Genomic DNA, 24,687 nt, shown 5'->3' on the forward strand with positions numbered 1-24,687 from the left:
TTGGCCGCTTTACGTTGGCGGCCATGATGGACAACAAACCCTTTGAAAAGCCGGTGGTGGTCGAGCTCGGCCATGTCGGCAAATACCGCCAGATAAGCAGCACCCGCGAGGCCGCCGAGTGCCTGATGACCGTTTGGCCGCTCAATCGCGGCGATCGCCATCGTTATGCTCTCGACACTTGCCTCAAAGCGCTGGAAGGTTATCGTTCGACAGCGGACGCGCGTCGCGCCCTTGTCGAGGCAGCCAGGGAATCGGAAGTTCTGGTTCCCGAAGACAGGCTGCCCGACGGAAAGCTGCACTGAGCACGCTTCTTAACCGGAGGATTCCATGGCGAAGCTGACTTACAAGATCGTCGAGCATGATGGCGGCTGGGCCTACAAGGTCGGCTCGACATTTTCCGAGACTTTCCGCACGCACCAGGAGGCGCTGCGCGCCGCCGAGATCGCCTCGTCCGAACAGCAGGTTGCCGGCACCACCGACGGCATCCAATATGAGGACGCTGAAGGCACATGGCACGACGAACTCGCCGACGGCCGCGACCGCCCGCAAACCGAAGTCTCCGACTAAGCGAGTTGGAACCGCCCCGCGACCGGCGAAGCCGGAAGGCCTCGCACCGGCCGCTGGTGGCTATGCGGCACTACTTACCGCAGTAGTTATCGTTGACGTTCTGTTGCGAGTTGGCATCCGGACCGGGTGTGTTGTGGGCGCACGGCCCCATGCCACCGGTATTCCCGTAGGTGGTCAGCCCGGAGCCGCCATTGATGCTGCCTGTGGTATAGGGGTCCACCTGCTCGCTTACGTCGGGACGATGGTCGCGGTGCCACCACCACCAGTCATCTGATGACTGCGCCAAGGCCGCGCCACCCATGGCCAGCACCAGCGCCGAAGCTGCGATAAGTCTTGTAAGCATCGGATTTCTCCATTCTCTCGATCGCCAAAAAAACGGGCGCCAAGGCCCTGGCGACACCAACGAAACCCTGGGTTGGGTGCGAAGGTTCCCCTGGAAATTCCGGGTAGGACAGAATGTCCGACACATTTGCGTGACGCCGCGTGAAGAGCCGCGAGCCCCCCCAAGGTCAATTGCGGTCAATGCGCGAAAGCGCGCGCGGCGATACGCTGGACGAAGGCGACGACCCGTTCAGGGTCCGTAAATTGCGGCATGTGGCCCAAGCCTTCGATCCGCTCAAAGTCGAGGCCGTCGATCTTGTCCAGCATCGGTTGGCCATGGACCGCCTCGCCGATCACCTGGTCGCCGGTGCCGAACAGAATGCCTGCCGGCATCGCAATTTCGCGGTAAGACCGTTCGATTTCGCCAAGATCCCGTTCCACGGCCACGACGTCGGTGGAGGTGGCGAAATAGTGGGACGGACGCAACCCCAGCCATCCGCCGCCGCCGATCATGTAGTCTGCCGGAACCGCTTGCGGCGCGAAAATGAACCGCAGCGTCGGCTGCGCGTAACGGAGGCTGAGCGGTATCGCCACCGTATAGGCCAGGACACGGCGCAGCAGTCGTGACGGAACATAGAGCAGGTCAAATCCCTGACGCCCCCTCGCTTCCAGATGCGTCAGCGGCGAGAGCAGCGCAATGCCGGAAATCGCGGTCGGATGCCCGGTTGCCAGCGCAAGCGCGATGGCCCCGCCGAGCGAATGGCCGACGACCAAAGGCCGTTCCAGGCGCAATTCCTCGATGAAGCGCCGCACGATATCAGCCTGCTCGGGCAGCCGGCCGGTGGCCCCGCTCGCCCGAACTGAATAGCCGGAGCCCGGCCGGTCGAGGGCGATCAGCCGGTAGCCAGGACCGAAGCGGCCGAACAGCGTCTGGCGGAAGTGGTGGAGTTGAGCGCCCAGCCCGTGCACAAAGACGATCGGCCTGCCGTCGCCCTCTTCCACATAGTGGATGCGGTTGCCGTCGATCTCGACGAATTTGCCGCAAGCCGGCACCAGTCTTTCGGCCTTTGCCGCAATCCACCAGGTCGCAACTGTCACGGCCAGCACGGCAAGCGCCGCCGCGATGAGTAAGCCGACGAGCAACCACAGGACAAACGACATCAGCATGTTTTCACCCCAGCCGACCGACCGCACCATATCCGCAACGGCCGCCGCCACAAGCACTGATCCGGCTTTCGCATTGCGGCCGGCCGCGGGCCGCGTTATCTCAGGCGACCTTTGCTGCCGGAGCCCGCCATGCCTGAAATCGTCACCGCCGCCATGCTCGTCATCGGCGACGAAATCCTCTCCGGCCGCACCAAGGACAAGAACATCGGCCATCTCGCCGATATCATGACGGCGATCGGCATCGACCTGAAGGAAGTGCGCATCGTCCCCGATGAGGAGGACGAGATCGTTGCGGCGGTGAATGCCCTGCGCGCTCGTTATACCTACGTCTTTACCACCGGCGGCATCGGCCCCACGCATGACGATATCACCGCCGACTCGATCGCCAAGGCCTTCGGCGTGCCCTGCGAATACGACGCCAGGGCCTATGCGCTGCTCGAAGCAAGCTATGCCGGGCGCGGCATCGAATTCACCGAAGCGCGCAAGCGCATGGCGCGCATGCCGCGCGGCGCCGACCATATCGACAATCCCGTCTCGGTCGCGCCGGGCTTCCGTATCGGCAATGTCCATGTCATGGCCGGCGTGCCGTCGATCTTCCAGGCCATGCTCGACAATGTTGTGCCTACGCTCAGGGCCGGCACGAAGATGCTGTCGGCCACGGTGCACTGTCCCTTCGGCGAAGGATTGATCGGCGGGCCGCTGGCCGAGATCCAGAAGGCGCATCCCGACACGATCATCGGCTCCTATCCCAAATATGGCGACGGCAAGTTCTGGACCGAACTCGTCGTCCGCGCCCGCAGCGAGGAAGCGCTCGAGGCCGCGCGCAAGGACGTCGAGGCGATGGTGGCGGGCTTGGCCGAGGCAGGCTGATCCGCGGCTGGAACCAGTCAACGCGCTGAGGCGTTCCCTTGCCGCGCAGATGCGCGGGGTAAACAATTGAGGGACCAGCCATGCGCTTCAAGACGATCGTGGCCATTTTGCAGAACGAGCAGGACGCCGAGCGCGTTCTCGATTGCGCCCTTCCGCTTGCCGAAAGATTCGAGAGCCATCTCGTCGGCATCCATGCCGAGGCGCTTCCCGTGCCCTACACATCGGCCACGGGCTTTCCCGACACCGAATTCCTGCAGGTCTCGGCCGAGATGAACAAGGAGCGCGCCGACAAATTGCAGGCCTATTTCCTCAAGCGGATCGAGGAATCCGGCCTCTCCTTCGAATGGCGAAGCCTGGAGAGCTTTTCCGGCGACAGCGCGCTGACAGGCATATCGAGCGTGCGCGCCGCCGATCTGATCATCGCCGCGCAGCGTGACACCGGCGGCGATCCGAGCGCCGATGTCGACACGCTGGTCTACGATGCCGGCCGGCCGGTGCTGGTCGTGCCGCATGACGGCCCGCTGGTGACAACCTTCAGGCGCGTGTTGCTGGCCTGGAACGGCAGCAAGGAAGCGGCCCGCGCGGCCTTCGACGCCCTGCCCTTCATTGCCGAGGCCGACAAGACCGACATTCTCGTCATCGATCCGCCCGAGAGCCTGGACGAATCCCCCGAGGCGGCCGGCGCCGAGATCGCGGCCGCCCTGTCGCGCCACGGCGCCAATGTCAGCGTCTCGGTGCAGAAGTCGGATGGCTCGGCAATCGACGATATCATCCAGTCGAGGATGGCCGAGTCCGGCACCGATCTGCTCGTGCTCGGCGCCTACAGCCACTCCTGGCTGCGCCAACTCCTGTTCGGCGGCGTCACCCGCACGGTGCTGCGCAGCACGAATGTAGCCGCTTTCCTGTCGCGGTGACGCCGGAGCAATTCCGGGAAAAGCGCGACACGGTTTTCCGTCCGCGATGATATCTCAGTCACGCTCTCCAAACGGAGGTCCACCGGTCTCCCGCGGAAGATCGTCGGAAATTCAGGTCGAGGGTCGTCTCACCCGCCGTGGTCAAACATCATCCGGGGACGTTCATCCGCTGTCCCTTGCCAAGAGCAAGGCTTTCCAGCTAATTCCGCCCGCATTCCATTGTTTCTGCGCGCTGATGGCGCGCGCTTGCGGAGTGCGCGAACATGTCCCTTCCCGAAAAAGCCTTTCCCGTCTCCTGGGACCAGTTCCACCGCGACGCCCGCGCGCTTTCCTGGCGGCTGTCCGGCGCCAACAAGGGACAATGGAAGGCGATCGTCTGCATCACGCGCGGCGGCCTGGTCCCCGCCGCCATCATCGCGCGCGAGCTCGGCATCCGCGTCATCGAGACGGTGTGCGTCGCCTCCTATCATGACTACACCAGCCAGGGTCAGTTGCAGGTCCTGAAAGAGATTTCGCCTCCGCTGCTCGCCGATGACGGAGCCGGCGTGCTGATCATCGACGACCTGACCGACACCGGAAAAACGGCCGGCATAGTGCGCGCGATGATGCCGAAGGCGCATTTCGCGACGGTCTATGCCAAGCCGAAGGGCCGTCCGCTGGTCGACACATTCGTCACTGAGGTCAGTCAGGACACCTGGATCTACTTCCCGTGGGACATGGGCTTCACTTACCAGAAGCCGATCGCGGACGATCACGCCGGCTGAACGGCCATCTTATTTTCCAGAGAATCTGCCTTAAACTTGGGTCGTGTAGTCGTGCCAAGGAGCACGACTACTTTGCGGGATTGACTTTTTCTGGTGAGATTTTCCGACGGAGTGAAGTTTTTTACTTTTAAAGCTCATAATTCGCCGTAAGATTCGTAAGGTGGCAAACGATTCTGGAGGCTGGGGCAGCTTCTTACCATGTTGACGAGGCCGACGACGCACAACCAGATGGCCGAAAGAGTCCGGCGGCTCTTCGGCGTTGCGCCTTGTCGCCTGCAGGTTGCCGCCTTGCCTTGGCGCGAGAGTGAGAACGGCGTCGAGATCATGCTGATCACCAGCCGCGACACCGGTCGCTGGGTGCTGCCCAAGGGTTGGCCCGAAGCCAGGGAACCGCTTTGCGAAGCCGCCGCTCGCGAAGCAGGCGAGGAAGCCGGACTGCGCGGCTCCATATCGCATGTTGAAGCCGGCCGCTATTTCTACGCCAAAGTCCTCGCCTCCGGCGAGGAAGTGCCTTGCGAGGTACTGGTCTTTCCGCTGCATGTCGACCGCGTCGCGGATCGCTGGAAAGAGAAGCGCGCGCGAACGCGCAAATGGGTTGGCCCGAACGAAGCCATCCGGATGGTCAACGAACCCGACCTTTGCCAGATCATTGCTGGCTTCTGCGCCGCGCCGCGCAAGTTCGCCTGACCCGCTCAGGCACGGCCAAAATCGTCGGAACTGAGCCGGGTCCAACGATCGCCCATCAACCCGCCGATGAAAATGTCGCCGGAGCGGACAGCTTCGATGACCTCGGCGATGCGCGAGCGGACCATCGTGCCCCCGGCATAGCGGAAGAAGACGTCCTTGTGGCCGAAGAGTTGCGGCATGAACCGGTTCTGCGTCTGCCCGGCGATGCCGACGCAGCCCATCTCCCGCGCAGCCGCGATGAGGCCATCCAGCGTCGCTCCCCAATGGGATCCGGATGCCTGGATTTGCAATAGGTTCGCGACGCCGCCGGCCTGGCCGTAGAAGGCGTAGCAGCCCAGCATCCTGCCCGTTTCGTCGTAAGTCCCGCCGAAATGAAGTGGCCCGTCAGCCCGCTTCTCGGCAGCCAGCGCGAGCAGCCGCGGCAACTCTCCGTCCGTCCAACTCGGCCGAAGGGAATAATCGGTCATGAGGACAGGCAGTTGCTCCGCAAATCGGGCCGCATCGATCGGCTCCCGGTGGATCCGTTGGGATGACGAATGCTGGGCCGATGGCTCGAATCTTCTTCTTGCAAGAGCGTCGAACGCTCTCGCGCAAGGATCGAGCGCCAGGCGAGGCAGCCCGGGCCATTTACGGCGCAGCACGGCAGCGGCCATGGCGCCCGGCCGGAAAATGCAGGTCCACTCCAGGCAATGCACCGGCAGCAGCTGATACTTCATCGGACGCGCGAACGCCAAGGATGTCCGGTTGGCGGAATCGGTCAGGTACAGGTCGAATTCACCCTGATGCAGGGCACGCAGCAATTGCGGGCCGGCCCAACCGTGATCGATGCTGGAGTCGGTCATGAAGGGACCGATGATGGCCGCGCTCAATGCCCTTCCATTGAGCTCATAGCGGGCTTTCAGAACGCCCATGAAGCCACCCAAGCGGCCCTGCGGGTTGATCTGTACAAGAGCCTTGCTCTCATCCCCGTCCAGGTAAAGCCCCCTCATATAGTCCGCCGTCTGCGCGATCGCTCGATCGCGCTGGCGGCGACGATGGCGAAACTTCATCAGGAACAGCGCGGCGACCTGCTCGAGATCCTCGGCGGTTAAAGGCCGAACCGAGCCATGCTGGGATTCCAGTGGCGCAACCACCTGTCCCGGACTCGCGGAAACAAGATTCATCGTGATTGCCTATACGAAAGCGCTAAAGGCGGTCGTGCTTCTCAAAGGAAATCTCCGCCTGGTCGGCTTCCTGCAAAAAAATCCTATAGGCCTTCTTCTGCCATATCTGATTTTCTTTTCTGTAAATACATTAAAATCATTGTTTGAATGCACGTGAATAGCTAAAATCTAAAATATAATTTCCTAAAAATTTCAATATATATAAAGTAATTTGAAAAACATATTGAACCCCTCTAACCGCATGACGGGAGAGCGGTTGCAACCGTGTTGCGGCTGATGGCGCCCGGCGGAGGCCGGGCGCCGTCCTTTCCTCAGGCGACGAGGCCCTTGGTCAGCTCGAGCGCCTGACGCTCGAACAGCCGCCGGTAGATGCCGCCGTTCAGCCGGATCAGTTCGTCATGCGAACCTTCCTCGGCAATACGCCCGCGATCGAAGACCAGCAGCCGGTCGAGCGCGCGCACCGTCGAGAGCCGGTGCGCGATCACCAGGGTCGTGCGCCCGACCATCAATCGCTCCATCGCCTTCTGAATCAGCACTTCCGAATCCGAATCAAGGCTCGATGTCGCCTCGTCCAGGATCAGGATGCGCGCGTCGGCCAGGAAGGCGCGGGCGATCGCCACACGTTGACGCTCGCCGCCCGACAACTTCACGCCACGCTCGCCGACCAGGGTTCCATAGCCCTTGGGCAGGCTGGTGATGAAATCATGCGCGCTGGCGAGTTTGGCCGCATGCTCGATCTCGGCCTGGCTGGCGCCGGGCCTGGCATAGGCGATGTTTTCGGCGAGCGACCGGTGGAACAGGATCGGCTCCTGCTGAACGATGGCGATCTGGCTGCGCAACGAAGCCTGCTCGACCTGCGAGATGTCCTGCCCGTCGATCAGTATCCGCCCGGCACTCACATCATAAAGCCGCTGGATCAGCTTGACGAAGGTCGTCTTGCCCGAGCCCGAATGCCCGACAAGCCCGATGCGCTCGCCGGCCGCGATATCGACCGAGAAATCGCGGTAAAGCGGCAGAAGGTGGGTGCCGTAGTGGAACGTCACCTTGTCGAAGGCGATGTGCCCGTCGCTGATCCGGATCGGCCGAGCGCCGGGCCGGTCCTCGATGCCGAGCGGCTCGGACTGGAAGTCGACCAGTTCCTCCATGTCGTTGATCGAGCGCTGCAGGTTGCGGATATGCGTGCCGATGTCGCGCAGATATCCCTGCAGCACGAAAAACGAGGTCAGCACGAAAGCAACGTCGCCGGCGCTCGCCTGGCCCCAGGCCCACAACATCAGGGCAAGACCGATCACCGCCGCCCGCATCAGCAGCAGCAGCACCCCTTGTGTGGTGCCGTTGGCAGTGCCGCGCATCCAGGTGCGGCCGGTGCGCAGGCGCCATTTGGCGACGACGCGCGCCAGCCGCGCTTCCTCGCGAGCCTCCGCGCCGAAGCCCTTGACGACGGCGTTGCAGCTCACCGCGTCTGCCAGCGAGCCGCCCAGCCGCGTGTCCCAGCTGTTGGCGAGCCGCGCAGCAGGCGCGACATAGCCGAGCGACAGCATCGCCGTGACGGCGATGAACAGCACCGAACCGGCGGCCACCACGGCCCCCATCAACGGCCAGAACCAGCCGAGCAGCAGCGTGGAGCCGACGAGCATGACGACCGACGGCAGCAGCGCGATCAGGATCGTGTCGTTGAGCAGGTCCAGCGCCCACATGCCGCGCGTTATTTTGCGCACCGTCGATCCGGCAAAGCTGTTGGCGTGCCAGTCCGTCGAGAAGCGCTGCACCCGATGGAAGGCATCGGCCGCGATGTCCGACATCATCTTCAGCGTCAACTCGACGATGCACAGGAACGCGACATTGCGCAGCACGACACCGGCCAGCGCCAGCGCGATCAAGGTCGAGAACGCCGTCATCGCCGCATTCCAGGCGACTGCGTCGGTTCCGGCGCCGCTGGCGACGGCATCGACCAGGCGGCCGGAATAGAAGGGTGTCAGCACGTCGGCGAGCGTCGAGAGCAGGAAGGCGCCCATGATGAGCGAAAGCCGCCACGGCTGGTGGCGCCAATGGCTGAACGTAAAGCCAAGCACGCTGCGAAAGGCGCTTGCGCGCAGGTCGATCTTGAAACGAGCCATGATGTCATCCAGGCGCAAACGAGCCCGGTCCCGGTAAAAATCGAATTGGAAAACCCGCGTCGCGCGTTGCGGCGACCCTGAAAGCGGGAGGTTCAGTATGGTAAGGCCGCCTGCCCTGAGGCGGCGACCGGCAGCGGCAAATGCCTGGTCCGCGTCTGGCTCTCCGAGAAACCTTCGGGGCGCCGGCGCCGACCTAGGCCTCGCGGCCTCGCATAACGATGTCAAATCCTGCCATACGGTCCTCCCGGAAGGGAATCGCGGAAAGGTTGTTATAGGCAGGCATCAGCCGATCGCCAAGTCGGCCCGTCGCCAAAACGACATCTGGTACAAGCACTGCGACGAATTTGCAACAACGGCGGGTTGTGGCCAGGCCTCAGGCAGCGGGTGAGCGATCCAGTCGCATGTAGCGCCCTTCCGCCCGGAACCCGAACTTCTGGTAGAGGCTGTGAGCGTCGCTGGTCGTGAGGCTCCAATGAGAAACCGTCTTCATATCGGGATGATCTAAGAGTGCCTGCACAAGCCGTTTGCCGATGCCATGCCCACGACGCTCCGGCCAGACGATGACGTCGGCAAGATAGGCAAAGACCGTGTAGTCGGTGATCGCGCGGGCGAATCCGACCTGCTTGCCATCGAGATAGGCGCCGACGCAGAGCGAGTTGTCGAAGGCGCGGCGGTTGGCTTCGTCGGTTCTGGACGCACCCCAATAGCTTTGCATGAGCAGATCGGAGGTCGCCCGGAAATCGATCCGCGACAGGTCGAAACTGATTTCAACATCCTGCATGCGCGGCGCAATCTCGCGAACTAGCCGCGATCCCGGAACCGGTTGGTGATCGGGTAGCGGCGGTCGCGGCCGAAATTCTTCTTGGTAATCTTCACGCCAGGCGCCGCCTGCCGGCGCTTGTATTCGGCGATATAGAGCAGATGCTCGACACGCGTCACCGTCGCCCGGTCGTGGCCACGCGCGACGATGTCGTCGACGCTCATCTCGTTCTCCACCAGGCATTCCAGGATGTCGTCCAGCACCGGATAGGGCGGCAGGGAATCCTGGTCGGTCTGGTTCTCGCGCAGCTCCGCCGACGGCGCCTTGTCGATGATGTTGTTGGGGATTACCTCGCCCGACGGTCCGAGCGCACCCGGCGGCACATGGTTGTTGCGCCAGCGCGACAGCGCGTAGACCTGCATCTTGTAGAGATCCTTGATCGGGTTGAAGCCGCCATTCATGTCGCCGTAAAGCGTGGCGTAGCCGACCGACATCTCGCTCTTGTTGCCGGTGGTGACCACCATCGAGCCGAACTTGTTGGAGATTGCCATCAGGATCGTGCCGCGGGCGCGGCTCTGCAGGTTCTCCTCGGTGATACCTTCCTGGGTACCCTCGAAGAGCTGGGTCAGCGCGTGCCTGAAGCCTTCGACCGGCTCGGAGATCGGCACGATGTCATAGCGGCAGCCAAGCGCGCGTGCGCAGTCCTCGGCGTCCTTCAGCGAATCCTTCGACGTATAGCGGTAGGGCATCATGACGGTGCGCAACCGCTCTTCGCCCAACGCATCGACGGCCAAAGCGGCGCAGATCGCCGAGTCGATGCCGCCGGAGAGGCCGAGCACCACGTTCTTGAAACCGTTCTTGTTGACGTAGTCGCGCAGACCCAGCATGCAGGCACGGTAGTCGGCCTCTTCACGCTCGGGGATCTTCGACATCGGGCCTTCCGAGCAGACCCAGCTGTCTCCCTTTCTTTTCCAGGTGGTGACGGCGACCGCCTCCTCGAACTGGCTCATCTGGAAGGCCAGCGTCTTGTCGGCCCCGATGGCGAACGAGGCGCCGTCGAAGATCAGCTCGTCCTGGCCGCCGAGCTGGTTGGCATAGATCATCGGCATGCCGGTCTCGATGACCTGGCGAATGACGACCTGGTGGCGAACGTCGATCTTGGCGCGATAATAGGGGGAGCCGTTCGGCACCAGCAGGATTTCGGCGCCGCTTTCGGAAAGCGTCTCGCACACGGCGATGTCGCCCCAGATGTCCTCGCAGATCGGAATGCCGATGCGCACGCCGCGGAAGTTGACCGGACCCTGCAGTTCCGGCCCGGCCTGGAAGACGCGCTTCTCGTCGAACTCGCCATAATTCGGCAGGTCGAGCTTGTAGCGCTCGGCGATGATCTTGCCGCCGTCGGCGAAGACGATCGAGTTATGCGTGCCGGTCCGGCGCTTCAGCGGCGTGCCGACGATGACGCCCGGCCCGCCATCGGCCGTGTCCTCGGCGAGGTCCTGCGCCGCCTTCTCGCAAGCCTTCAGGAAGGAAGGCTTCAGCACCAGGTCTTCCGGCGGATAGCCGGCGAGGAAGAGCTCGGTGTAGAGCACCAGATCGGCGGCCTGGCGCGCCGCGTCCGCCCTCGCCTCGCGCGCTTTTGCCAGATTGCCGGCGACGTCGCCGACGGTCGGGTTGAGCTGAGCAACGGCAATGCGCAGGATATCGGGAGCGGTCTTGGTCATGGTACGGATTTAGCGTGGCTGAAATCGCCCCGCAATGGCGTTTGGTTGTGCCACTTAGGACTAATCGGCGGAGCCGATTATGTCCCTGATCGATTGAGGACCGTATCCTGACTGATCGGCGGCGCCGGCAGAGCCGACTATCTCCCTGATCGATCGACGGACGTCGATCGATCCCAACCACCTAGTCGCTCATATATTCGCGCAGCGCCTCTGCCGAGCGGTTCTCGCCGATCGACAGCGCCAGGATGCGCGAGATGTGGCGGCGCGGCAGGCCGGTCTCGGCCGACCATTGGTTGATCTGCGCCTGGATCTTGTCGAGGTCCCGCTTCGAGGTCGGGTTTTCGGCGATGTCGAGGCCGGCATCGCGCAATGCCGCCGCCATGTCGGTGGAGACGACAAACGTGTCCCATTCGAGCCAGCGCAGGAAATACTGGCCGGTGTTGCCGCCGAGCCGGCTGCCATGCTTGGCGAGATACGCGGTCAGGCCGACCTGGTCGTCCGCGGGCCAGGAGGCAATGAATTTGCCGAAGCTGCCATGTTCCTTCGAGACGCGATCGACGAAGGCGGCATTGTCGCGCACCGACTTGATCTTCTGCGGATTGCGCACGATGCGGCTGTCGGATGCAAGCTCGTGCCAGAAGTCGTCCGGCTGGAACAGAAGCCGCTTCGGCTCGAAGCCGAGGAACGCTTCCTCGAAACCTGGCCATTTCTGCTCGATGACCCGCCACACGAAGCCGGCGGCGAAAATGCGCTCGGCCATGGTGGAGAGGATGCGGTCGTCGGGGATCTTTGCAACCGCCATATTATCGGGCGCGGGGCCAAGCAACGGCGCCAGCACGGCCTCTCCGCCCTTGCGCTTTGCCGCCCGTGCATGGATTTTCTGGAAATCGAGCATCATTGTCCCCGCTTGTTCGCCGCAATCTATCACTTCACGTCCGGCCCGGCAGCCTCTACCTCTATCGACGCCCGGCCGAAGGAGAGGACAAATGAACAAGATCGTCGAAGACATGGCGAACCGTCTGCTCAAGCGAAAGCCGGACGGTTTCGGTCCGCTCGAGAGCCGGGTGCTCCAGTCGACGCTCGAGCGCACCACCATCACCCGCGACACCAACAAGGCCGTGGCCTTCCACGAGACCTATGGCGACCGTATTGCCGACACCATCGCCAGGATCGGCGGCTCCTGGTCCTTCATCCTGAGCTTCCTGGCCTTTCTTGTTGTCTGGACTGCCGGCAACGCCTGGCTGCTCACCCGCGACGCCTTCGACCCCTACCCTTTCATCTTCCTCAACCTTGTTCTGTCGATGCTGGCGGCTATCCAGGCGCCGGTGATCATGATGTCGCAGAACCGCCAGACCGAGCGCGACCGCATCGACGCCGCCCATGACTACGAGGTCAATCTGAAGGCCGAGATCGAGATCATGGCCCTGCATGAAAAACTCGACGAGCTTCGCCATAGCGAGATCATCGGCATGCGTGACGAAATCCTGCGCATGGCCGAGCAGATCAGGCGCATTGACGAAAAAGTGTCCGCGCGGCCCGCAACGGAATGAGCGAGACCATCCATCGCCTCATCGAGCAATACGGGCTGGTCGCGGTCTTCCTGGGTTGCGTGGCCGAAGGCGAAAGCGCGGCGATCCTGGGCGGCTTCTTCGCTCATCAGCATGTTTTCGTGCTGTGGCAGACTTTCTTTGCCGCCTTCCTCGGCGCCTTCGCCGGCGACACGTTCTTCTTCACCCTGGGGCGCAGCTTCGCCGAACATCGCTATGTGAGACTGTTGCGCAGGCGTCCGGGCTTCAGCCGAGCCTATCGCCTGCTCAACACCCATCCCAACATTTTCGTGCTGACCAACCGCTATATCTACGGCATGCGCCTGGTCGGCGGCGTCGCCGCCGGCCTGTCGACCGTGTCCATGCCGCGTTTCGTCATCCTGAATGCCATCTCGTCCGCGGTCTGGTCGGCCCTGTTCAGCGGCATCGGCTATGTCTTCGGCCTGGGCGCGGAGGAAATCGTGGGCCAGGCGTTTGCTCGCCATCAGCGCCTGCTCATCGCCCTCGGCGTCGGCATCGTTATCGCCGTGGTCGCCTGGTTGGTAGGCCATCACTTCGCGAAGCGCGAACGCGCCAGGGAAGACCAGGCAGGATCTTGATCAATCCGCGAGGATCAGATCGGCGCGCCGACAAGGCGTTCGATGAGGGCGATGCCCCAGACGCCGCCAGCGATCACGATCGAAATCAGCACGGCCAGCGAACCGCAGTCCTTGGCAAGTTGGATGTCGATGTGGAATTCGCGCGAGATTGCGTCGCAGGCCGCCTCGATGCCGGTGTTGAGCACTTCGACCATGATCAGGAGCAGCACAGCACCGATCAGCAGGGCATAGCCGCGCCAGGAAACCGAGATGAACCAGCCCGCCGGCAAGGCGAGCGCCAGCAACAGCAACTCCTGCTGGAACGCCTTTTCGTGGGCGGCCAACTTGCGGAAGGCCCGCACTGAATTGATGAAAGCATCGATCAGCCGCTGCATTCCTCTGCCCCTTTGCGAGTCACCGGCAGGGGATATCGCAATGGTGGGATCAAGGGAATAAGGCAGCCGCTGCAAAATTCATCCGCCCGCGACCTTTATCGACGGCGCCGATTTCTCGAACTGCGGCAACCCGTCCTCGATCGAATAATAATCGCCCTTGTCGCCGACGAAGATGTGGCATTCGCCCTGAAGCCCGCTCGGTTCCTCGAATGAACCAGCCATAACCGAAACATATGCATCGCCTTTCGGCTTCCAAAACAGCACCGAGCCGCATGTCTTGCAAAAGCCACGCTTGGCGAAGTCGGATGCCTCATACCAGGTGAGATTTTCCATGCCTTCGATAACAATGTCGGCGTCCGCTACATTGGTTGCGGCGTAGAAATGGCCGCTCTGCTTGCGGCATTGTGAACAATGGCAATAAATCACGCCGCGTAGCGGGCCCTTCGTTCTGAAACGCACCGCCCCGCACAGGCACGATCCGCTATGATTGTCGTCCATTCCGGCCTCCTTCGACGTCGTCTGCACCGTTCATTGCCGGATGTAGAATTTCAGTTTTGAGATGACCGGGCACCGGAAAATGCGACACCGAAGCGACGCGTTTCAGAAGCTGCCCCTGCACCGCTTTGCACCCTGTGGTAGCAAGGACAACGAGGAAATGCAGGCTATTAAGGAAACTTTAGCAGGACTGCATTTATGATTCCCACAAGCGATGGTCGTGTTGGGGACGCGCCGTCGCAATTCTGATTCAAATCCCCGCGTGAGCGAACGCCGGCGGTGGCAGGTCTCCGGTCGCACTGAAGGGGCAGTGAACAGACATGAAGCCGGCAGCCATTCCGACCGACAGGAATACCGACATTGCCAGCACCGTCGTGACGACGATGCGACAGCTCGGCGTGCTTGGCCTGCCGCGTAACTATGAAATCTTCTACGAGGCGCTCAGCAGCAGCAATCGCGAACTCAGCCTTGCCGTCGTCTCGTTGAGCAACCGCCCGACCCAGGAAGACCTCGACCGCATCGGACGGAGCTTCTTCCCGCAGCACCACGGCCCCGCCATTGTCGAGCACGCCCGTGAGGTGGTGGCCAAGGAGCTCGAGGACATCGCCGCGCTGTTGCGCAGCGAGCGCTCGCATATCGAGAAGTATGGCCGCATCCTCGACGAGACATCGAGCGGCCTGAGCAATCGCAGCCTGCTTTCGCAAGAACTCCTGCAGAAGATCGCAGGCGCCATGTCGGCCGCCACCAGCTCGACGATCGACCATGGCCGTCAGATCGCCAGCACGCTCAGCGAAAAGACAGCCGAGCTTGAAAGCGTCAAGTCGAAGCTCGAGGAATACAAGCGGCTCGCCGACACCGACCCGCTTACGCAGCTGTGGAACCGCCGCGCCTTCGACAAGGAGATCACCCGGATCTACAACAGCAACCGCGGCATATTGTTCAACGCCTTGATCCTTGCCGATATCGATCATTTCAAGGACATAAACGATCGCTATGGCCACCCGGTCGGCGACAGGATCCTGCAGATCATCGCCGAGATCTTCCAGTCCAGCGTGCGTGCCGACATATTTGTCGCGCGCACCGGCGGCGAGGAGTTCGCGCTTATCGTCGAAGGCGCCAGCGAGGAAGCCACATACGAGATCGCCGAGCGCATCCGCGCGCTCGTCGAGCAGACCCCGTTCACCGGCAGCCAGACCGGCATGAACTACGGCACCGTTACCGTATCGATGGGCATCTGCATGGCATCGGAGGCGGAAAACCCCGAGGATCTCTACACCAAGGCCGACCAGGCGCTTTACCGCTCCAAGGTCGGCGGCCGCAACCGTGTGACAAAGCACTCGGCCACGGTCAGCCGGGCTGGCAAAAGCTGGCTGCTTTACAAGAAAGACTGACACACCTCTTTCCAGACGAATTTTTGTGGATTATATTTTCCACAGAAATGAAAGGGTGCGCTTATGCAACGTCCAGTCGCGGCCGCGACGGCGGCCGAAAATGCCGTCGTCACCAAGGCCACGCTGCGCGCGGCCGACCTGCTCGACATCACCGCCAGGACGCTTGCCTTGGTCATCGGCGTGTCGGAAGCAACGGTCTCGCGCATGCGCCGGCAGGAATTCCTGCTTGAACGCGGCACAAAGCCGTTCGAGCTGGCGGTGCTGTTCGTGCGCCTGTTCCGCTCGCTCGACGCCATCGTCGGCGGCGACGAGACCGTCGCCCGGGCGTGGCTGAAGAATCCCAACACCACGCTCGACGGCACGCCGCTCGAAAAAATCCTGACGATTGCCGGACTTGTCGATGTCATTGCCTACCTGGACTCCCGGCGCGCTCTCGTCTGAGGCCGTCCGGCTCGAAGGCAAGTACTGGCGGATGGTCGAGGCGCAGCACCGCGTCTCGACCCTTAAGCTCATCGACACGCTCGACGAGCAGGCGCTGCTTGAGGATCTCATCGAGGACACCAAGCCGCGGATCCCGCTTGAGTGCCGCCATCTCCACTATCTGTTGGCGACGCCTTTTCGCTACGGCTCCGTCTATCCGTACGGCTCCCGCTTCCGCCGCGCCGGCAAGACGAAAGGCGTCTATTACGCCGCCGAGACGGTGCTGACGGCGGTGGCGGAGATGGCCTTCTACCGCTTGCTGTTTTTTGCGGAGTCGCCGGCGACGCAATGGCCGAGCGACGCGGCGGAATACACCGCCTTCGCCGCTGCGATAAAATGCGACCGCGCAGTCGACCTGACACGGCCGCCGCTCGATCGCGACGAGAAGGCCTGGACGCACGCCACCGACTACACCGCCTGCCAGGCGATCGCCGACGTCGCGCGTGAGGCCGAGCTGCAGGCGATCCGCTATCGCTCGGTGCGCGATCCCAAGGGCGTCAATATCGCGCTGTTGACGTGCAAGGGCTTTGCCAAGGCAAAACCGCTGGAGCCGCAGACCTGGCGCATCCGGATCGGCTCTTTCGGCCTTCAGGCGATCTGCGAATTCCCGGACAAGCGGCTGGAATTCTCACGCACCGCCTTTGCCGATCCGCGATTGGCCGGCATGCGCTGGGAGCGGGCCACCTGATATCGGCGATGAGCTGCGTTGAGATTCAGGTCAGGCCGGGCAGAAAACCGTCATTCGCATGCCGCCCTCACCCGAATATCGATCCAGTTTTAGGCCAGGATGTTCACCGCACGCGCCGCCACCAGCGCGATGGTCAGGAGCGAGATCATCGCTTCGGCCATCATCAGGAGCTTCGCGCGCTGCGTGAGCGGCAAGGTGTCGGTCGGCGAGAACGCCGTGGCATTGGTGAAGGCCAGGAAGACATAGTCGACGAAGCCCGGCAGCCAGCCCTGTATCTCGCGATCGGGTAGCGTCATTTGCGGAAAGAGGAAGTCTGCCTGCGCGCGCTTGACCAGCCCGCAGGTCGGCGGACCTCCCCGGTCGGTGCTCCAGAACCACAGCGCAAAGACAATCACATTGGTGACCCAGATGTTGAGCGCGTCGACGAGCAGCGTCGTGCCGGCCCCGGCATGCCCTTCCAGCAACGCCCGCACCAGGAAGACCAGCGACCCGCAATTCATGATGCTGATGACGCCGGTCATCACCAATGCTGCGCGGCGGATATAGAGGCGCAATCGGCCGATCGCGTACCAATGCTCATGGTCGACGGCGTTGCGCGTCGCCATTTGCGTCCAGGCCGTCGCGATCGACAGGGGCGCCAGCAGCGCCGCCTCCACTGTAGGGGCCAGCCAGCGCGGACCGAAGGACAGGTTGTTGATGACCAGAAGCTGCAGGCAGATGACGACGAGAACCGCGGCGCGCGCCGACCAGAAATCGAGGCCCCGGTGATGGATGACGGCATGCTGATGGCGCATGGAGGAACCTGTATTGCTGAAACCGCGGCGCTACGGACGGGCTCCGGCAATGATCGGCCGGCCGGTCCTGCCCGAAGCGCCGGCGACGGGTTCCATCGCAATCTTGGTTTTACAATGTTGCCGAAGAATACTTTTTCGTAAGCTTTTGCTATCGGACTGTTCAGCAATCCATCGGTATGATTTTAGGCCCGTATGTCGAGAACCAGTGAATCCATGCATGTCTGGCCCGCCGCGGCTGCGGCGGAAGACGATCTGTCTTCCATCTGGAAAGGTCTGGTCCGGCATCCATGGCGGTTGCTGGCGCTTTTATGCCTGATCCAGATCGCTTGCTGGACCGTCATGCCGGCGCTCGTCAATGTTGGGCCGCCGCGCGACGTCGTCGAGGGTTTCATGTGGGGACGCGAATGGGTGCTGCTGACCTACAAGCACCCGCAACTCCCCTGCTGGCTGCTCGAGATCAGCCACCTGCTCACCGGCTCATTCCGCTGGCCGCAATATATGCTGTCGCAGTTGATGATCTCGACGACTTTCGTTTTGGTCTACCTTCTCGCGCGCGACATCATGGGCCCGACCCGGGCGATCGCCGCCGTGCTCTTGATGCCGTCGATCTATTTCTTCGGCTGGCCGACCCCGCAATTCAACCATGATTACGCGCAAATGCCGTTCTGGGCCGCAATCTCATGGTTGCTATGGCGCTCGGTGCGCGACGGCCGTCCAGGCGGGTGGCTCGCCCTCGGCCTCGTCTCGGGCATCGGGCTCTACGCAAAGTTCTCGACGGCTCTGCTACTGGTGTTCGGTGGTATCTGGATTTTGTACGACGCCCGCGCTCGAAGCCGGCTTGCCACCCCATGGCCATGGCTCGGTCTTGCGGTTTTTCTGGGCCTCGCGGCGCCGCTGGCAATTGCGCTTTTCCGCCTCGATTTCCTGCCGCTGACCTATGCGGAGCATCGCAACGCCTGGGTGCTCGCTAACCGCGCACGACTCTACTATATCGGCGTTCAGCTTGCCGGGCTTGCCGCTCTTCCCGTCGTTCTTGCTCTTTCCGGCCTGCTGCGACGGCAGGCCGCCCCCGCACGGGACCCCTTACCGGCCCACCCCGTCCCCGAGCGGCGCGCGATTGTCTACCTGGCATGGATGGGCGTGGGGCCGGCGCTCCTGATCATGGTCGCCTCGCTGTTTACCGGCACGGGCGAGTCCTGGGGCGCGACGATGTACAATCTCGTCGGTGCCCTGGCGATCGCGCTTCTAGGCCAGCGACTGGGATCTGTGGAATTGCGCCGGCTGATGGTGCTGGCCTTGCTATGCGTGGTCGGCGTATCGAGCGCCTATGCGGTGACCCGCTGGACGGGTTGCAACGTCCTCGGTCGCCTGCAGCCGATGTGCTGGCCGGCACGATCGATCTCGCAGACGGCCGAGGCGATCTGGCATGAGACGGTGCCAGGACCATTGGGCATCGTCGGTGGCGAGGACGGCGTGGCCCAGCTTGCCGGGCTGGAAGCTGCGGACCAGCCCTCTATCTTCACGGCTCTCGACAGGCGCCTTGCCCCCTGGATCACGGACCAGCGCCTGCGGGATCAGGGTATGCTGCTGGTGTGGCCGACCCATTGGAGGCTTTCCCCGCAACAGCAGGCGTGGATCGCCGGCCTGCCGGTCAAGACGGTGCCGTTCGACTGGTCGCTCAAAGCACCGCCCTTGCAGATCAGCTTTGCCGTCATTCCGCCCGGCAGAACCAATTTCCCGGGCGACCCGCCCGGACCGCCCGATCCGGAATGACCCGCGATCCGACTTGAAGTTTATCGGCCCGACGTCAAAAGGCGACGGCATCGCCGCCGCGCGTCCGACGATAGGCGTCAAGCCTCTGTTCAGGCGTTGGCGGCCTGCTTGTGCTGGACCGGATGGCTCTTCTTGAGCAGGTCCGAGACCAGGAAGGCGAGCTCGATCGCCTGATCGGCGTTGAGGCGCGGGTCGCAATGGGTGTGATAGCGGTCCTGCAGGTCTTCCGCCGTGATGGCGCGGGCGCCGCCCGTGCATTCGGTGACGTTCTTGCCAGTCATCTCTATATGGATGCCGCCCGGATGCGTGCCTTCCGCGCGATGAACTTCGAAGAAGGTCTGCACTTCCTTGAGGATGCGGTCGAACGGCCGCGTCTTGTAGCCGGCCGCCTCGATCGTGTTGCCATGCATCGGATCCGACGACCAGACAACGTTGCGGCCTTCCTTCTTAACTGCCCGCACCAGCTTCGGCAGATGCTCGGCGACCTTGTCGGAGCCGAAGCGCGCGATCAGCGTCAGACGGCCCGGCTCGTTTTCGGGATTGAGCAGGTCGATCAATTCCATCAAGCCGTCCGGCGTCAGCGACGGCCCGCATTTCAGGCCGAGCGGATTCTTGATGCCGCGGCAATATTCGATATGCGCGTGATCGGGCTGGCGGGTGCGATCGCCGATCCAGATCATGTGGCCCGAGGTCGCGTACCAGTCGCCGGAGGTCGAATCGACGCGCGTCAGCGCTTCCTCATAGCCGAGCAGCAGCGCCTCGTGGCTCGTGTAGAAATCCGTCTCGCGCAGCGCGAAATTGGTTTCGGACGTGATGCCCACCGCGCGCATGAAATCCATCGTCTCGGTGATGCGGTTGGCGAGCGATTCGTATTTTTCTCCCTGCGGGCTGTCGGCGACGAAGCCCAGCATCCAGCGATGCACGTTCTCCAGGCTGGCATAGCCGCCCTGCGCGAAGGCGCGCAGAAGGTTGAGCGTGGCGGCGGACTGGCGGTACGCCATCTCCTGGCGCGCCGGATCCGGAATGCGCGAGGAGGCGTCGAATTCAATGCCGTTGATGATGTCGCCGCGGTAGCTCGGCAGCGTCACGCCGGCCTTGGTCTCGTTGTCGGACGAGCGCGGCTTGGCGAACTGGCCGGCGACGCGGCCGACCTTCACCACCGGCTGCGCGCCGGCGAAGGTAAGCACCACCGACATCTGCAAGAAGACGCGGAAGAAGTCGCGGATGTTGTCGGCGCCATGCTCGGCAAAGCTCTCGGCGCAGTCACCGCCCTGGAGCAGGAAGGCTTCGCCGGCTGCCACGGCCGCCAGCTGCTTCTTCAGCTTGCGCGCCTCGCCGGCAAAGACCAGCGGCGGATAGGTCGCAAGCCGCGCTTCCGTGGCCTGCAAAGCCCCAAGGTCCGGGTAGGCCGGCACCTGCTTGATCGGCTTTGCTCTCCACGAATTCGGCGACCATTTCGTCATCGCTGCACCCAACGCCCTTCCAGAGCAACTCCAGGAAAGTGTAACGGCTTTCCGTCCGGAATTGCGTCAAATAAACCGGCGAGCGTGCTTGCCCGCCATTCCAGCCTCGATACGAGGTCGCGGCTCCTTACACGAAGCCGACTGCCTATTCTAGCCGGGTTTTTCAGTGGTGGCGAATGCGTTGAGCTGCTCGGCTTCCAATGTAGACGTCGTTACGCGGCCTTGTCGACGAGCCGCGCCAGTTGCGTCATCACCACGGCCGAGCCGGCGAGCCGCTTCTCCGCGTTCGGCCAGTCGCGGATGAAAACGACGCTATGGTCGGCCCTGATCTTGGCCAGCGATCCCTGCTCGCCGATGAACTTGACCAGCCCGACCGGATTGGGGAACTCGCGCTTGCGGAAATGAATGACGACGCCCTTCGGGCCTGCATCGAGCTTCTCGACATTGGCCTTGCGGCAGAGCGCCTTGATGAAGACGATCTTCAACAGATGCGTCACCTCTTCCGGCAAAGGCCCGAAACGGTCGATCAGCTCGGCGCCGAAGCCGTCGATCTCCTCGGTTGTTTCGAGGTCGCCCAGGCGTCTGTAGAGCGCCATGCGGAGCTGCAGGTCGGGCACATAGCTTTCCGGGATCATCACCGCGGTGCCGACGGCGATCTGCGGCGACCAGCCGCCGTCCTGCGCCTCGCCGGTATCCTTCACCTCGGCCACCGCCTCTTCCAACATCTGCTGGTAAAGCTCGAAGCCGACCTCTTTGATATGGCCGGACTGCTCTTCGCCCAGAAGATTGCCGGCGCCACGGATGTCGAGGTCGTGGCTGGCGAGCTGGAACCCTGCGCCGAGCGTGTCGAGCGACTGCAGCACCTTCAGCCTGCGCTCGGCCGTATCGGTGAGCTTGCGGTTCGCCGGCAGCGTGAACAGCGCATAGGCGCGGACCTTCGAACGGCCGACGCGGCCGCGCAACTGGTAGAGCTGCGCGAGGCCGAACATGTCGGCGCGGTGGATGATCAGCGTGTTTGCGGTCGGGATGTCGAGGCCGGATTCGACGATGGTCGTCGACAGTAGCACGTCGTACTGACCGTCGTAGAAGGCGTTCATGATGTCGTCGAGCTCGCCCGGCGGCATCTGGCCATGCGCCACTGCCACTTTCAGCTCCGGCACGGATTCCCTCAGGAAATCATGGATTTCGGCCAGGTCGCTGATACGCGGCACGACATAAAAGGAATGGCCGCCGCGATAGCGCTCGCGAAGCAGTGTCTCGCGTATGACCAGCGGATCGAAGGGCGAGATGAAGGTGCGCACCGCCATGCGGTCGACCGGCGGCGTGGCGATCAGCGAGAGCTCTCGAACGCCGGTCAGCGCCAGTTGCAGCGTGCGCGGGATCGGCGTCGCCGACAGCGTCAGCACATGCACGTCGGACTTGAGATCCTTCAGCCGCTCCTTGTGCTTGACGCCGAAATGTTGCTCCTCGTCGATGATCAGCAGGCCGAGGCGCTTGAACGAGATCGAGCTGCCGAGCAGCGCGTGCGTGCCGACGACGATGTCGACCGTGCCTTCGGCGATGCCCTTCTTGGTCTCCGCCAATTCTTTTGAACCAACCAAGCGCGACGCCTGCGCAATGCGGATCGGCAGGCCCGAAAAGCGCTGCGAGAAGGTTTTGAAGTGCTGCCGCGACAACAACGTCGTCGGCACCACGACCGCGACCTGGAACCCCTCCATGGCCGCTATGAAGGCGGCGCGCAACGCAACTTCCGTCTTGCCGAAACCGACGTCGCCGCAGATCAGCCGGTCCATCGGTTTGCCGGCGCCGAGATCATCCAGGACGGAATCGATCGCCGTCTGCTGGTCGTCGGTCTCCTCATAGGGGAAACGGGCGGCGAACTCCCCATAAAGCCCTTCCGCCGGGATCATGGAGGGCGCTGCACGCATCTGCCGCTCGGCGGCGATGCGGATCAATTGCCCGGCCATATCGAGCAGACGCCGCTTCAGCCGAGCCTTGCGCGCCTGCCAGGCGCCGCCGCCCAGCTTGTCGAGCGTCGCCTCAGCCGAATCCGAGCCATAGCGCGACAGAAGCTCGATGTTTTCCACCGGCAGGAACAGGCGATCGTCGCCGGCGTAGTGGATTTCGAGACAGTCATGCGGCGCGCCGAGCGCTTCGATGGTGCGCAAGCCGATGAAGCGGCCTATGCCATGGTCGGCATGGACGACGATGTCGCCTGCCGACAGCGACGAGGCTTCGGCTATGAAATCGGAGGCCTTCTTCTTGCGCTTGGAACGCCGAATGAGCCTGTCGCCGAGGATGTCCTGCTCGGCGACGACGACCAGATCGTCGGTCTCAAAGCCGGATTCGAGCGGCAGCACGGCAAGGCCCGCCTGCCCCGGCTCTAGCTTTTCGACCTCGGCCAGCGTCGCGACAGGTTTCAGATTACTGAGATGGTGCTCCGCGAGAATTTGCCCGAGCCGGTCGAGCGAGCCTTCAGTCCAGCCAGCGACGACGACGCGGCGACGCGCCGCGCGCTCGTCGGCAATGTGCTTCACGACGACGTCGAAGACGTTGATGTTGGGATCGGCGCGCTCCTCGGCAAAGCTGCGGCCTTGCCGCGAGCCGCCATGGAAGACTTTTTTGCCGCCGACGTCGGGGGCGTCGAAGACGGTGAAGTCTATGTCCTCGCGCGGTCCGAGCGACGCCTTGAGGTTTTCGGGCGAGAGATACAGCAGATCCGGCGCCACCGGCTTGTAAGGGACGGCATCCTTGAGCGCGCTGTCGGCCTGCTTCCGCCGCGCCTCGTAATGGTCGAGGATCAGCGTGTGGCGCTCGGCCAAGGCCTCATGCGCCAGATGGTCGAACACGACGGGCGCATCCGGCAGATAGTCGAACACGGTCTCCAGCCGCTCGTAGAAGAAGGGCAGCCAGTGCTCCATGCCGGCGAAGCGGCGGCCTTCGCTGACCGCCGCGTAGAGCGCGTCGTCGCGCGACGGCGCGCCGAAGGCCTCGATATAGGAGCGGCGAAAGCGGCTGATCGTTTCCGGTGTCAGCGCCACCTCGCTCATCGCTTGCAGCGACATCGACTTGCGCTGCCCGGTGGTGCGCTGCGTCGCGACGTCGAAGACGCGGATCGATTCCAGCGTGTCGCCGAAGAAGTCGAGCCTGAGCGCCTCGCTCCAGCCGGGCGCGAAAAGGTCGAGGATGCCGCCGCGCACCGCGAATTCACCAAGCCCGCGAACGGTCGGCACGCGCTCGAAGCCGGATGTCTCCAGCCGCGCGATCAGCGCGTTCATGTCGATCTGGTTTCCCGGCTTGGCGTGGAAAGTCTGAGCTTCGATCAGCTCGGCCGGCGGGATGCGCTGCAACAGCGCATTGGCGGTGGTGAGGATCACCGCGCGATGCGGATTCTTCGCCAGCGCGATCATGGCCGAAAGCGCGTCGAGCCGACGCGCCGCGGCATCTGCGCCGGGCGAAACGCGGTCGTAAGGCAGGCAGTCCCAGGCCGGCAGCTCCAGCACCGGCAGGCCGGGCGCGGCAAAGGCGAGCGCCTCGATGATCGCCGGCAGCCGCTGGCCGTCGCGCGCGACGAACAGCAGCGGCTTGTCGGGCGCGATCTCCTGCGCCGTCCGCACCAGGGCGAAAGCTTCGTAGCCGTCGGCGACGCCGTCGACGATGAACTGGCCGGCGCGGCCCTTGGGCAGGCCAATGGAAGGAATGAGGGTCATGGATATGCGTTTTTCAAAATGTCATGGTCCGGTGCGACGCCAGGATCTTCCGCAGAACCGCGCAGTCGATATCGGGCGGAACCGGGCGCTCGCCGGTGACCATCGGGAAAAATTCAGTGTCGGGAATTTCGAGAAGTCTCTCATATTGGTCGATTTCATCGCCGGTCAAGGCGCCGATCTCGGCGTCGGCGAAGGAACCGAGGATCAGGTCCATCTCGCGCATGCCGCGATGCCAGGAGCGGAACAGGAGCTTGCGGCGGCGCGCGTCCAACCCCTCGCTTGATCGCTGTGTTCCGGTCATGGCGCCGCATCCCTGTCCAAA

General features: G+C 63.2%; 25 protein-coding genes. 12 read left to right on the forward strand and 13 right to left on the reverse strand.

All coding sequences use genetic code 11. The features are described from left to right. The first annotated feature begins 23 nt into the window (after nucleotides 1-23). The gene (locus LB529_RS13940; RefSeq protein WP_095765138.1) at nucleotides 24-302 is read left to right on the forward strand and encodes a DUF982 domain-containing protein; all 279 of its coding nucleotides are present in this window, start codon (nucleotides 24-26) and stop codon (nucleotides 300-302) included. Between the two features lie 25 nt (nucleotides 303-327). Then, a complete protein-coding gene (locus tag LB529_RS13945) occupies nucleotides 328-567 on the forward strand; it encodes a DUF2188 domain-containing protein (protein WP_095765137.1) in 240 nt (79 codons plus the stop codon). A gap of 70 nt (nucleotides 568-637) precedes the next feature. Here the strand turns inward: LB529_RS13945 and LB529_RS13950 are convergent, their stop codons facing one another. Then, a complete protein-coding gene (locus LB529_RS13950) occupies nucleotides 638-910 on the reverse strand; it encodes a hypothetical protein (RefSeq protein WP_224711387.1) in 273 nt (90 codons plus the stop codon). Nucleotides 911-1,086: 176 nt separating this feature from the next. Further along, nucleotides 1,087-2,106 carry an alpha/beta fold hydrolase gene (locus tag LB529_RS13955; protein WP_224711388.1) on the reverse strand — a complete coding sequence of 340 codons (1,020 nt, stop codon included), beginning with the start codon at nucleotides 2,104-2,106 and terminating at the stop codon, nucleotides 1,087-1,089. A 78-nt stretch (nucleotides 2,107-2,184) separates the two neighbouring features. On the opposite strand from LB529_RS13955, the gene LB529_RS13960 reads away from it, so the two are divergent. The 4 genes from LB529_RS13960 (at nucleotide 2,185) to LB529_RS13975 (ending at nucleotide 5,290) form a co-directional block, all read left to right on the forward strand. Beyond that, a complete protein-coding gene (locus LB529_RS13960) occupies nucleotides 2,185-2,925 on the forward strand; it encodes a competence/damage-inducible protein A (RefSeq protein ID WP_224711389.1) in 741 nt (246 codons plus the stop codon). An 80-nt stretch (nucleotides 2,926-3,005) separates the two neighbouring features. Next, nucleotides 3,006-3,839 carry a universal stress protein gene (locus tag LB529_RS13965; protein ID WP_224525470.1) on the forward strand — a complete coding sequence of 278 codons (834 nt, stop codon included), beginning with the start codon at nucleotides 3,006-3,008 and terminating at the stop codon, nucleotides 3,837-3,839. 263 nt (nucleotides 3,840-4,102) lie between these two features. Continuing rightward, nucleotides 4,103-4,603 carry a xanthine phosphoribosyltransferase gene (gpt, locus tag LB529_RS13970; RefSeq protein ID WP_095765134.1) on the forward strand — a complete coding sequence of 167 codons (501 nt, stop codon included), beginning with the start codon at nucleotides 4,103-4,105 and terminating at the stop codon, nucleotides 4,601-4,603. A 198-nt stretch (nucleotides 4,604-4,801) separates the two neighbouring features. After that, nucleotides 4,802-5,290 (forward strand): NUDIX hydrolase, encoded by a 489-nt coding sequence (locus LB529_RS13975; protein ID WP_224525466.1) that lies wholly within the window; start codon nucleotides 4,802-4,804, stop codon nucleotides 5,288-5,290. A gap of 5 nt (nucleotides 5,291-5,295) precedes the next feature. On the opposite strand, the gene LB529_RS13980 is transcribed toward LB529_RS13975, so the two are convergent. The 5 genes from LB529_RS13980 to LB529_RS14000 form a co-directional block, all read right to left on the reverse strand. After that, complete coding sequence (locus tag LB529_RS13980) at nucleotides 5,296-6,453, reverse strand: hypothetical protein (RefSeq protein WP_224711390.1); 1,158 nt, start codon at nucleotides 6,451-6,453, stop codon at nucleotides 5,296-5,298. A 311-nt stretch (nucleotides 6,454-6,764) separates the two neighbouring features. Beyond that, complete coding sequence (locus LB529_RS13985; protein WP_224711391.1) at nucleotides 6,765-8,570, reverse strand: ABC transporter ATP-binding protein; 1,806 nt, start codon at nucleotides 8,568-8,570, stop codon at nucleotides 6,765-6,767. Nucleotides 8,571-8,943: 373 nt separating this feature from the next. Then, nucleotides 8,944-9,351: a GNAT family N-acetyltransferase gene (locus tag LB529_RS13990; RefSeq protein ID WP_224628109.1), complete on the reverse strand. Its 408-nt coding sequence runs from the start codon at nucleotides 9,349-9,351 to the stop codon at nucleotides 8,944-8,946. A 20-nt stretch (nucleotides 9,352-9,371) separates the two neighbouring features. Then, nucleotides 9,372-11,051: an NAD+ synthase gene (locus LB529_RS13995; RefSeq protein ID WP_224711392.1), complete on the reverse strand. Its 1,680-nt coding sequence runs from the start codon at nucleotides 11,049-11,051 to the stop codon at nucleotides 9,372-9,374. A gap of 181 nt (nucleotides 11,052-11,232) precedes the next feature. After that, nucleotides 11,233-11,946 (reverse strand): DNA-3-methyladenine glycosylase I, encoded by a 714-nt coding sequence (locus LB529_RS14000; protein ID WP_224711393.1) that lies wholly within the window; start codon nucleotides 11,944-11,946, stop codon nucleotides 11,233-11,235. Between the two features lie 91 nt (nucleotides 11,947-12,037). On the opposite strand from LB529_RS14000, the gene LB529_RS14005 reads away from it, so the two are divergent. Together LB529_RS14005 and LB529_RS14010 are read left to right on the forward strand one after the other, a co-directional pair. Further along, nucleotides 12,038-12,601 (forward strand): DUF1003 domain-containing protein, encoded by a 564-nt coding sequence (locus tag LB529_RS14005; protein WP_224711394.1) that lies wholly within the window; start codon nucleotides 12,038-12,040, stop codon nucleotides 12,599-12,601. Beyond that, nucleotides 12,598-13,197 carry a DedA family protein gene (locus tag LB529_RS14010; RefSeq protein WP_224601557.1) on the forward strand — a complete coding sequence of 200 codons (600 nt, stop codon included), beginning with the start codon at nucleotides 12,598-12,600 and terminating at the stop codon, nucleotides 13,195-13,197. Before LB529_RS14005 ends, LB529_RS14010 begins: the two co-directional genes overlap by 4 nt. 14 nt (nucleotides 13,198-13,211) lie before the next feature. Here LB529_RS14010 and LB529_RS14015 read toward each other — a convergent pair whose 3' ends face one another. Then, nucleotides 13,212-13,571, reverse strand: a complete 360-nt coding sequence (locus tag LB529_RS14015) for a diacylglycerol kinase (protein WP_095765126.1) — start codon at nucleotides 13,569-13,571, stop codon at nucleotides 13,212-13,214. 78 nt (nucleotides 13,572-13,649) lie between these two features. After that, on the reverse strand, nucleotides 13,650-14,069 hold the full coding sequence (locus tag LB529_RS14020; RefSeq protein WP_140691016.1) for a GFA family protein: 420 nt from the start codon (nucleotides 14,067-14,069) through the stop codon (nucleotides 13,650-13,652). Nucleotides 14,070-14,386: 317 nt separating this feature from the next. On the opposite strand from LB529_RS14020, the gene LB529_RS14025 reads away from it, so the two are divergent. The 3 genes from LB529_RS14025 (at nucleotide 14,387) to LB529_RS14035 (ending at nucleotide 16,625) form a co-directional block, all read left to right on the forward strand. Further along, nucleotides 14,387-15,457, forward strand: coding sequence for a GGDEF domain-containing protein (locus tag LB529_RS14025; RefSeq protein ID WP_095765125.1), 1,071 nt, complete (start codon nucleotides 14,387-14,389; stop codon nucleotides 15,455-15,457). Nucleotides 15,458-15,520: 63 nt separating this feature from the next. Next, entirely contained in the window at nucleotides 15,521-15,898 is a 378-nt protein-coding gene (locus tag LB529_RS14030; protein WP_140840295.1) for an antitoxin Xre/MbcA/ParS toxin-binding domain-containing protein, read from the forward strand. Continuing rightward, complete coding sequence (locus LB529_RS14035) at nucleotides 15,858-16,625, forward strand: RES family NAD+ phosphorylase (RefSeq protein WP_224601562.1); 768 nt, start codon at nucleotides 15,858-15,860, stop codon at nucleotides 16,623-16,625. Before LB529_RS14030 ends, LB529_RS14035 begins: the two co-directional genes overlap by 41 nt. Before the next feature lie 89 nt (nucleotides 16,626-16,714). Here the strand turns inward: LB529_RS14035 and LB529_RS14040 are convergent, their stop codons facing one another. Further along, nucleotides 16,715-17,419, reverse strand: coding sequence for a hypothetical protein (locus tag LB529_RS14040; RefSeq protein ID WP_140840299.1), 705 nt, complete (start codon nucleotides 17,417-17,419; stop codon nucleotides 16,715-16,717). Nucleotides 17,420-17,632: 213 nt separating this feature from the next. On the opposite strand from LB529_RS14040, the gene LB529_RS14045 reads away from it, so the two are divergent. Further along, nucleotides 17,633-19,192, forward strand: a complete 1,560-nt coding sequence (locus LB529_RS14045) for an ArnT family glycosyltransferase (RefSeq protein ID WP_224711395.1) — start codon at nucleotides 17,633-17,635, stop codon at nucleotides 19,190-19,192. An 89-nt stretch (nucleotides 19,193-19,281) separates the two neighbouring features. Here the strand turns inward: LB529_RS14045 and LB529_RS14050 are convergent, their stop codons facing one another. The 3 genes from LB529_RS14050 to LB529_RS14060 form a co-directional block, all read right to left on the reverse strand. Further along, nucleotides 19,282-20,655 carry a class II 3-deoxy-7-phosphoheptulonate synthase gene (locus tag LB529_RS14050; RefSeq protein ID WP_095765121.1) on the reverse strand — a complete coding sequence of 458 codons (1,374 nt, stop codon included), beginning with the start codon at nucleotides 20,653-20,655 and terminating at the stop codon, nucleotides 19,282-19,284. 212 nt (nucleotides 20,656-20,867) lie between these two features. Further along, on the reverse strand, nucleotides 20,868-24,365 hold the full coding sequence (gene mfd, locus LB529_RS14055) for a transcription-repair coupling factor (protein WP_224711396.1): 3,498 nt from the start codon (nucleotides 24,363-24,365) through the stop codon (nucleotides 20,868-20,870). 13 nt (nucleotides 24,366-24,378) lie between these two features. Continuing rightward, the gene (locus tag LB529_RS14060) at nucleotides 24,379-24,666 is read right to left on the reverse strand and encodes a succinate dehydrogenase assembly factor 2 (protein WP_224631858.1); all 288 of its coding nucleotides are present in this window, start codon (nucleotides 24,664-24,666) and stop codon (nucleotides 24,379-24,381) included. Between the last annotated feature and the right edge of the window lie 21 nt (nucleotides 24,667-24,687).

The organism is Mesorhizobium sp. CA5 (assembly GCF_020165105.1).
Classification (GTDB): Bacteria; Pseudomonadota; Alphaproteobacteria; order Rhizobiales; family Rhizobiaceae; genus Mesorhizobium.

Coding starts and splice junctions, on each gene's coding strand:
- LB529_RS13940 (WP_095765138.1), top strand. CDS start 24: ATGATGGACAACAAACCCTTTGAAAAGCCGGTGGTGGTCGAGCTCGGC.
- LB529_RS13945 (WP_095765137.1), top strand. CDS start 328: ATGGCGAAGCTGACTTACAAGATCGTCGAGCATGATGGCGGCTGGGCC.
- LB529_RS13950 (WP_224711387.1), bottom strand. CDS start 910: ATGCTTACAAGACTTATCGCAGCTTCGGCGCTGGTGCTGGCCATGGGT.
- LB529_RS13960 (WP_224711389.1), top strand. CDS start 2,185: ATGCCTGAAATCGTCACCGCCGCCATGCTCGTCATCGGCGACGAAATC.
- LB529_RS13965 (WP_224525470.1), top strand. CDS start 3,006: ATGCGCTTCAAGACGATCGTGGCCATTTTGCAGAACGAGCAGGACGCC.
- gpt (WP_095765134.1), top strand. CDS start 4,103: ATGTCCCTTCCCGAAAAAGCCTTTCCCGTCTCCTGGGACCAGTTCCAC.
- LB529_RS13975 (WP_224525466.1), top strand. CDS start 4,802: ATGTTGACGAGGCCGACGACGCACAACCAGATGGCCGAAAGAGTCCGG.
- LB529_RS13980 (WP_224711390.1), bottom strand. CDS start 6,453: ATGAATCTTGTTTCCGCGAGTCCGGGACAGGTGGTTGCGCCACTGGAA.
- LB529_RS13985 (WP_224711391.1), bottom strand. CDS start 8,570: ATGGCTCGTTTCAAGATCGACCTGCGCGCAAGCGCCTTTCGCAGCGTG.
- LB529_RS13990 (WP_224628109.1), bottom strand. CDS start 9,351: ATGCAGGATGTTGAAATCAGTTTCGACCTGTCGCGGATCGATTTCCGG.
- LB529_RS13995 (WP_224711392.1), bottom strand. CDS start 11,051: ATGACCAAGACCGCTCCCGATATCCTGCGCATTGCCGTTGCTCAGCTC.
- LB529_RS14000 (WP_224711393.1), bottom strand. CDS start 11,946: ATGCTCGATTTCCAGAAAATCCATGCACGGGCGGCAAAGCGCAAGGGC.
- LB529_RS14005 (WP_224711394.1), top strand. CDS start 12,038: ATGAACAAGATCGTCGAAGACATGGCGAACCGTCTGCTCAAGCGAAAG.
- LB529_RS14010 (WP_224601557.1), top strand. CDS start 12,598: ATGAGCGAGACCATCCATCGCCTCATCGAGCAATACGGGCTGGTCGCG.
- LB529_RS14015 (WP_095765126.1), bottom strand. CDS start 13,571: ATGCAGCGGCTGATCGATGCTTTCATCAATTCAGTGCGGGCCTTCCGC.
- LB529_RS14020 (WP_140691016.1), bottom strand. CDS start 14,069: ATGGACGACAATCATAGCGGATCGTGCCTGTGCGGGGCGGTGCGTTTC.
- LB529_RS14025 (WP_095765125.1), top strand. CDS start 14,387: ATGAAGCCGGCAGCCATTCCGACCGACAGGAATACCGACATTGCCAGC.
- LB529_RS14030 (WP_140840295.1), top strand. CDS start 15,521: ATGCAACGTCCAGTCGCGGCCGCGACGGCGGCCGAAAATGCCGTCGTC.
- LB529_RS14035 (WP_224601562.1), top strand. CDS start 15,858: ATGTCATTGCCTACCTGGACTCCCGGCGCGCTCTCGTCTGAGGCCGTC.
- LB529_RS14040 (WP_140840299.1), bottom strand. CDS start 17,419: ATGCGCCATCAGCATGCCGTCATCCATCACCGGGGCCTCGATTTCTGG.
- LB529_RS14045 (WP_224711395.1), top strand. CDS start 17,633: ATGCATGTCTGGCCCGCCGCGGCTGCGGCGGAAGACGATCTGTCTTCC.
- LB529_RS14050 (WP_095765121.1), bottom strand. CDS start 20,655: ATGACGAAATGGTCGCCGAATTCGTGGAGAGCAAAGCCGATCAAGCAG.
- mfd (WP_224711396.1), bottom strand. CDS start 24,365: ATGACCCTCATTCCTTCCATTGGCCTGCCCAAGGGCCGCGCCGGCCAG.
- LB529_RS14060 (WP_224631858.1), bottom strand. CDS start 24,666: ATGACCGGAACACAGCGATCAAGCGAGGGGTTGGACGCGCGCCGCCGC.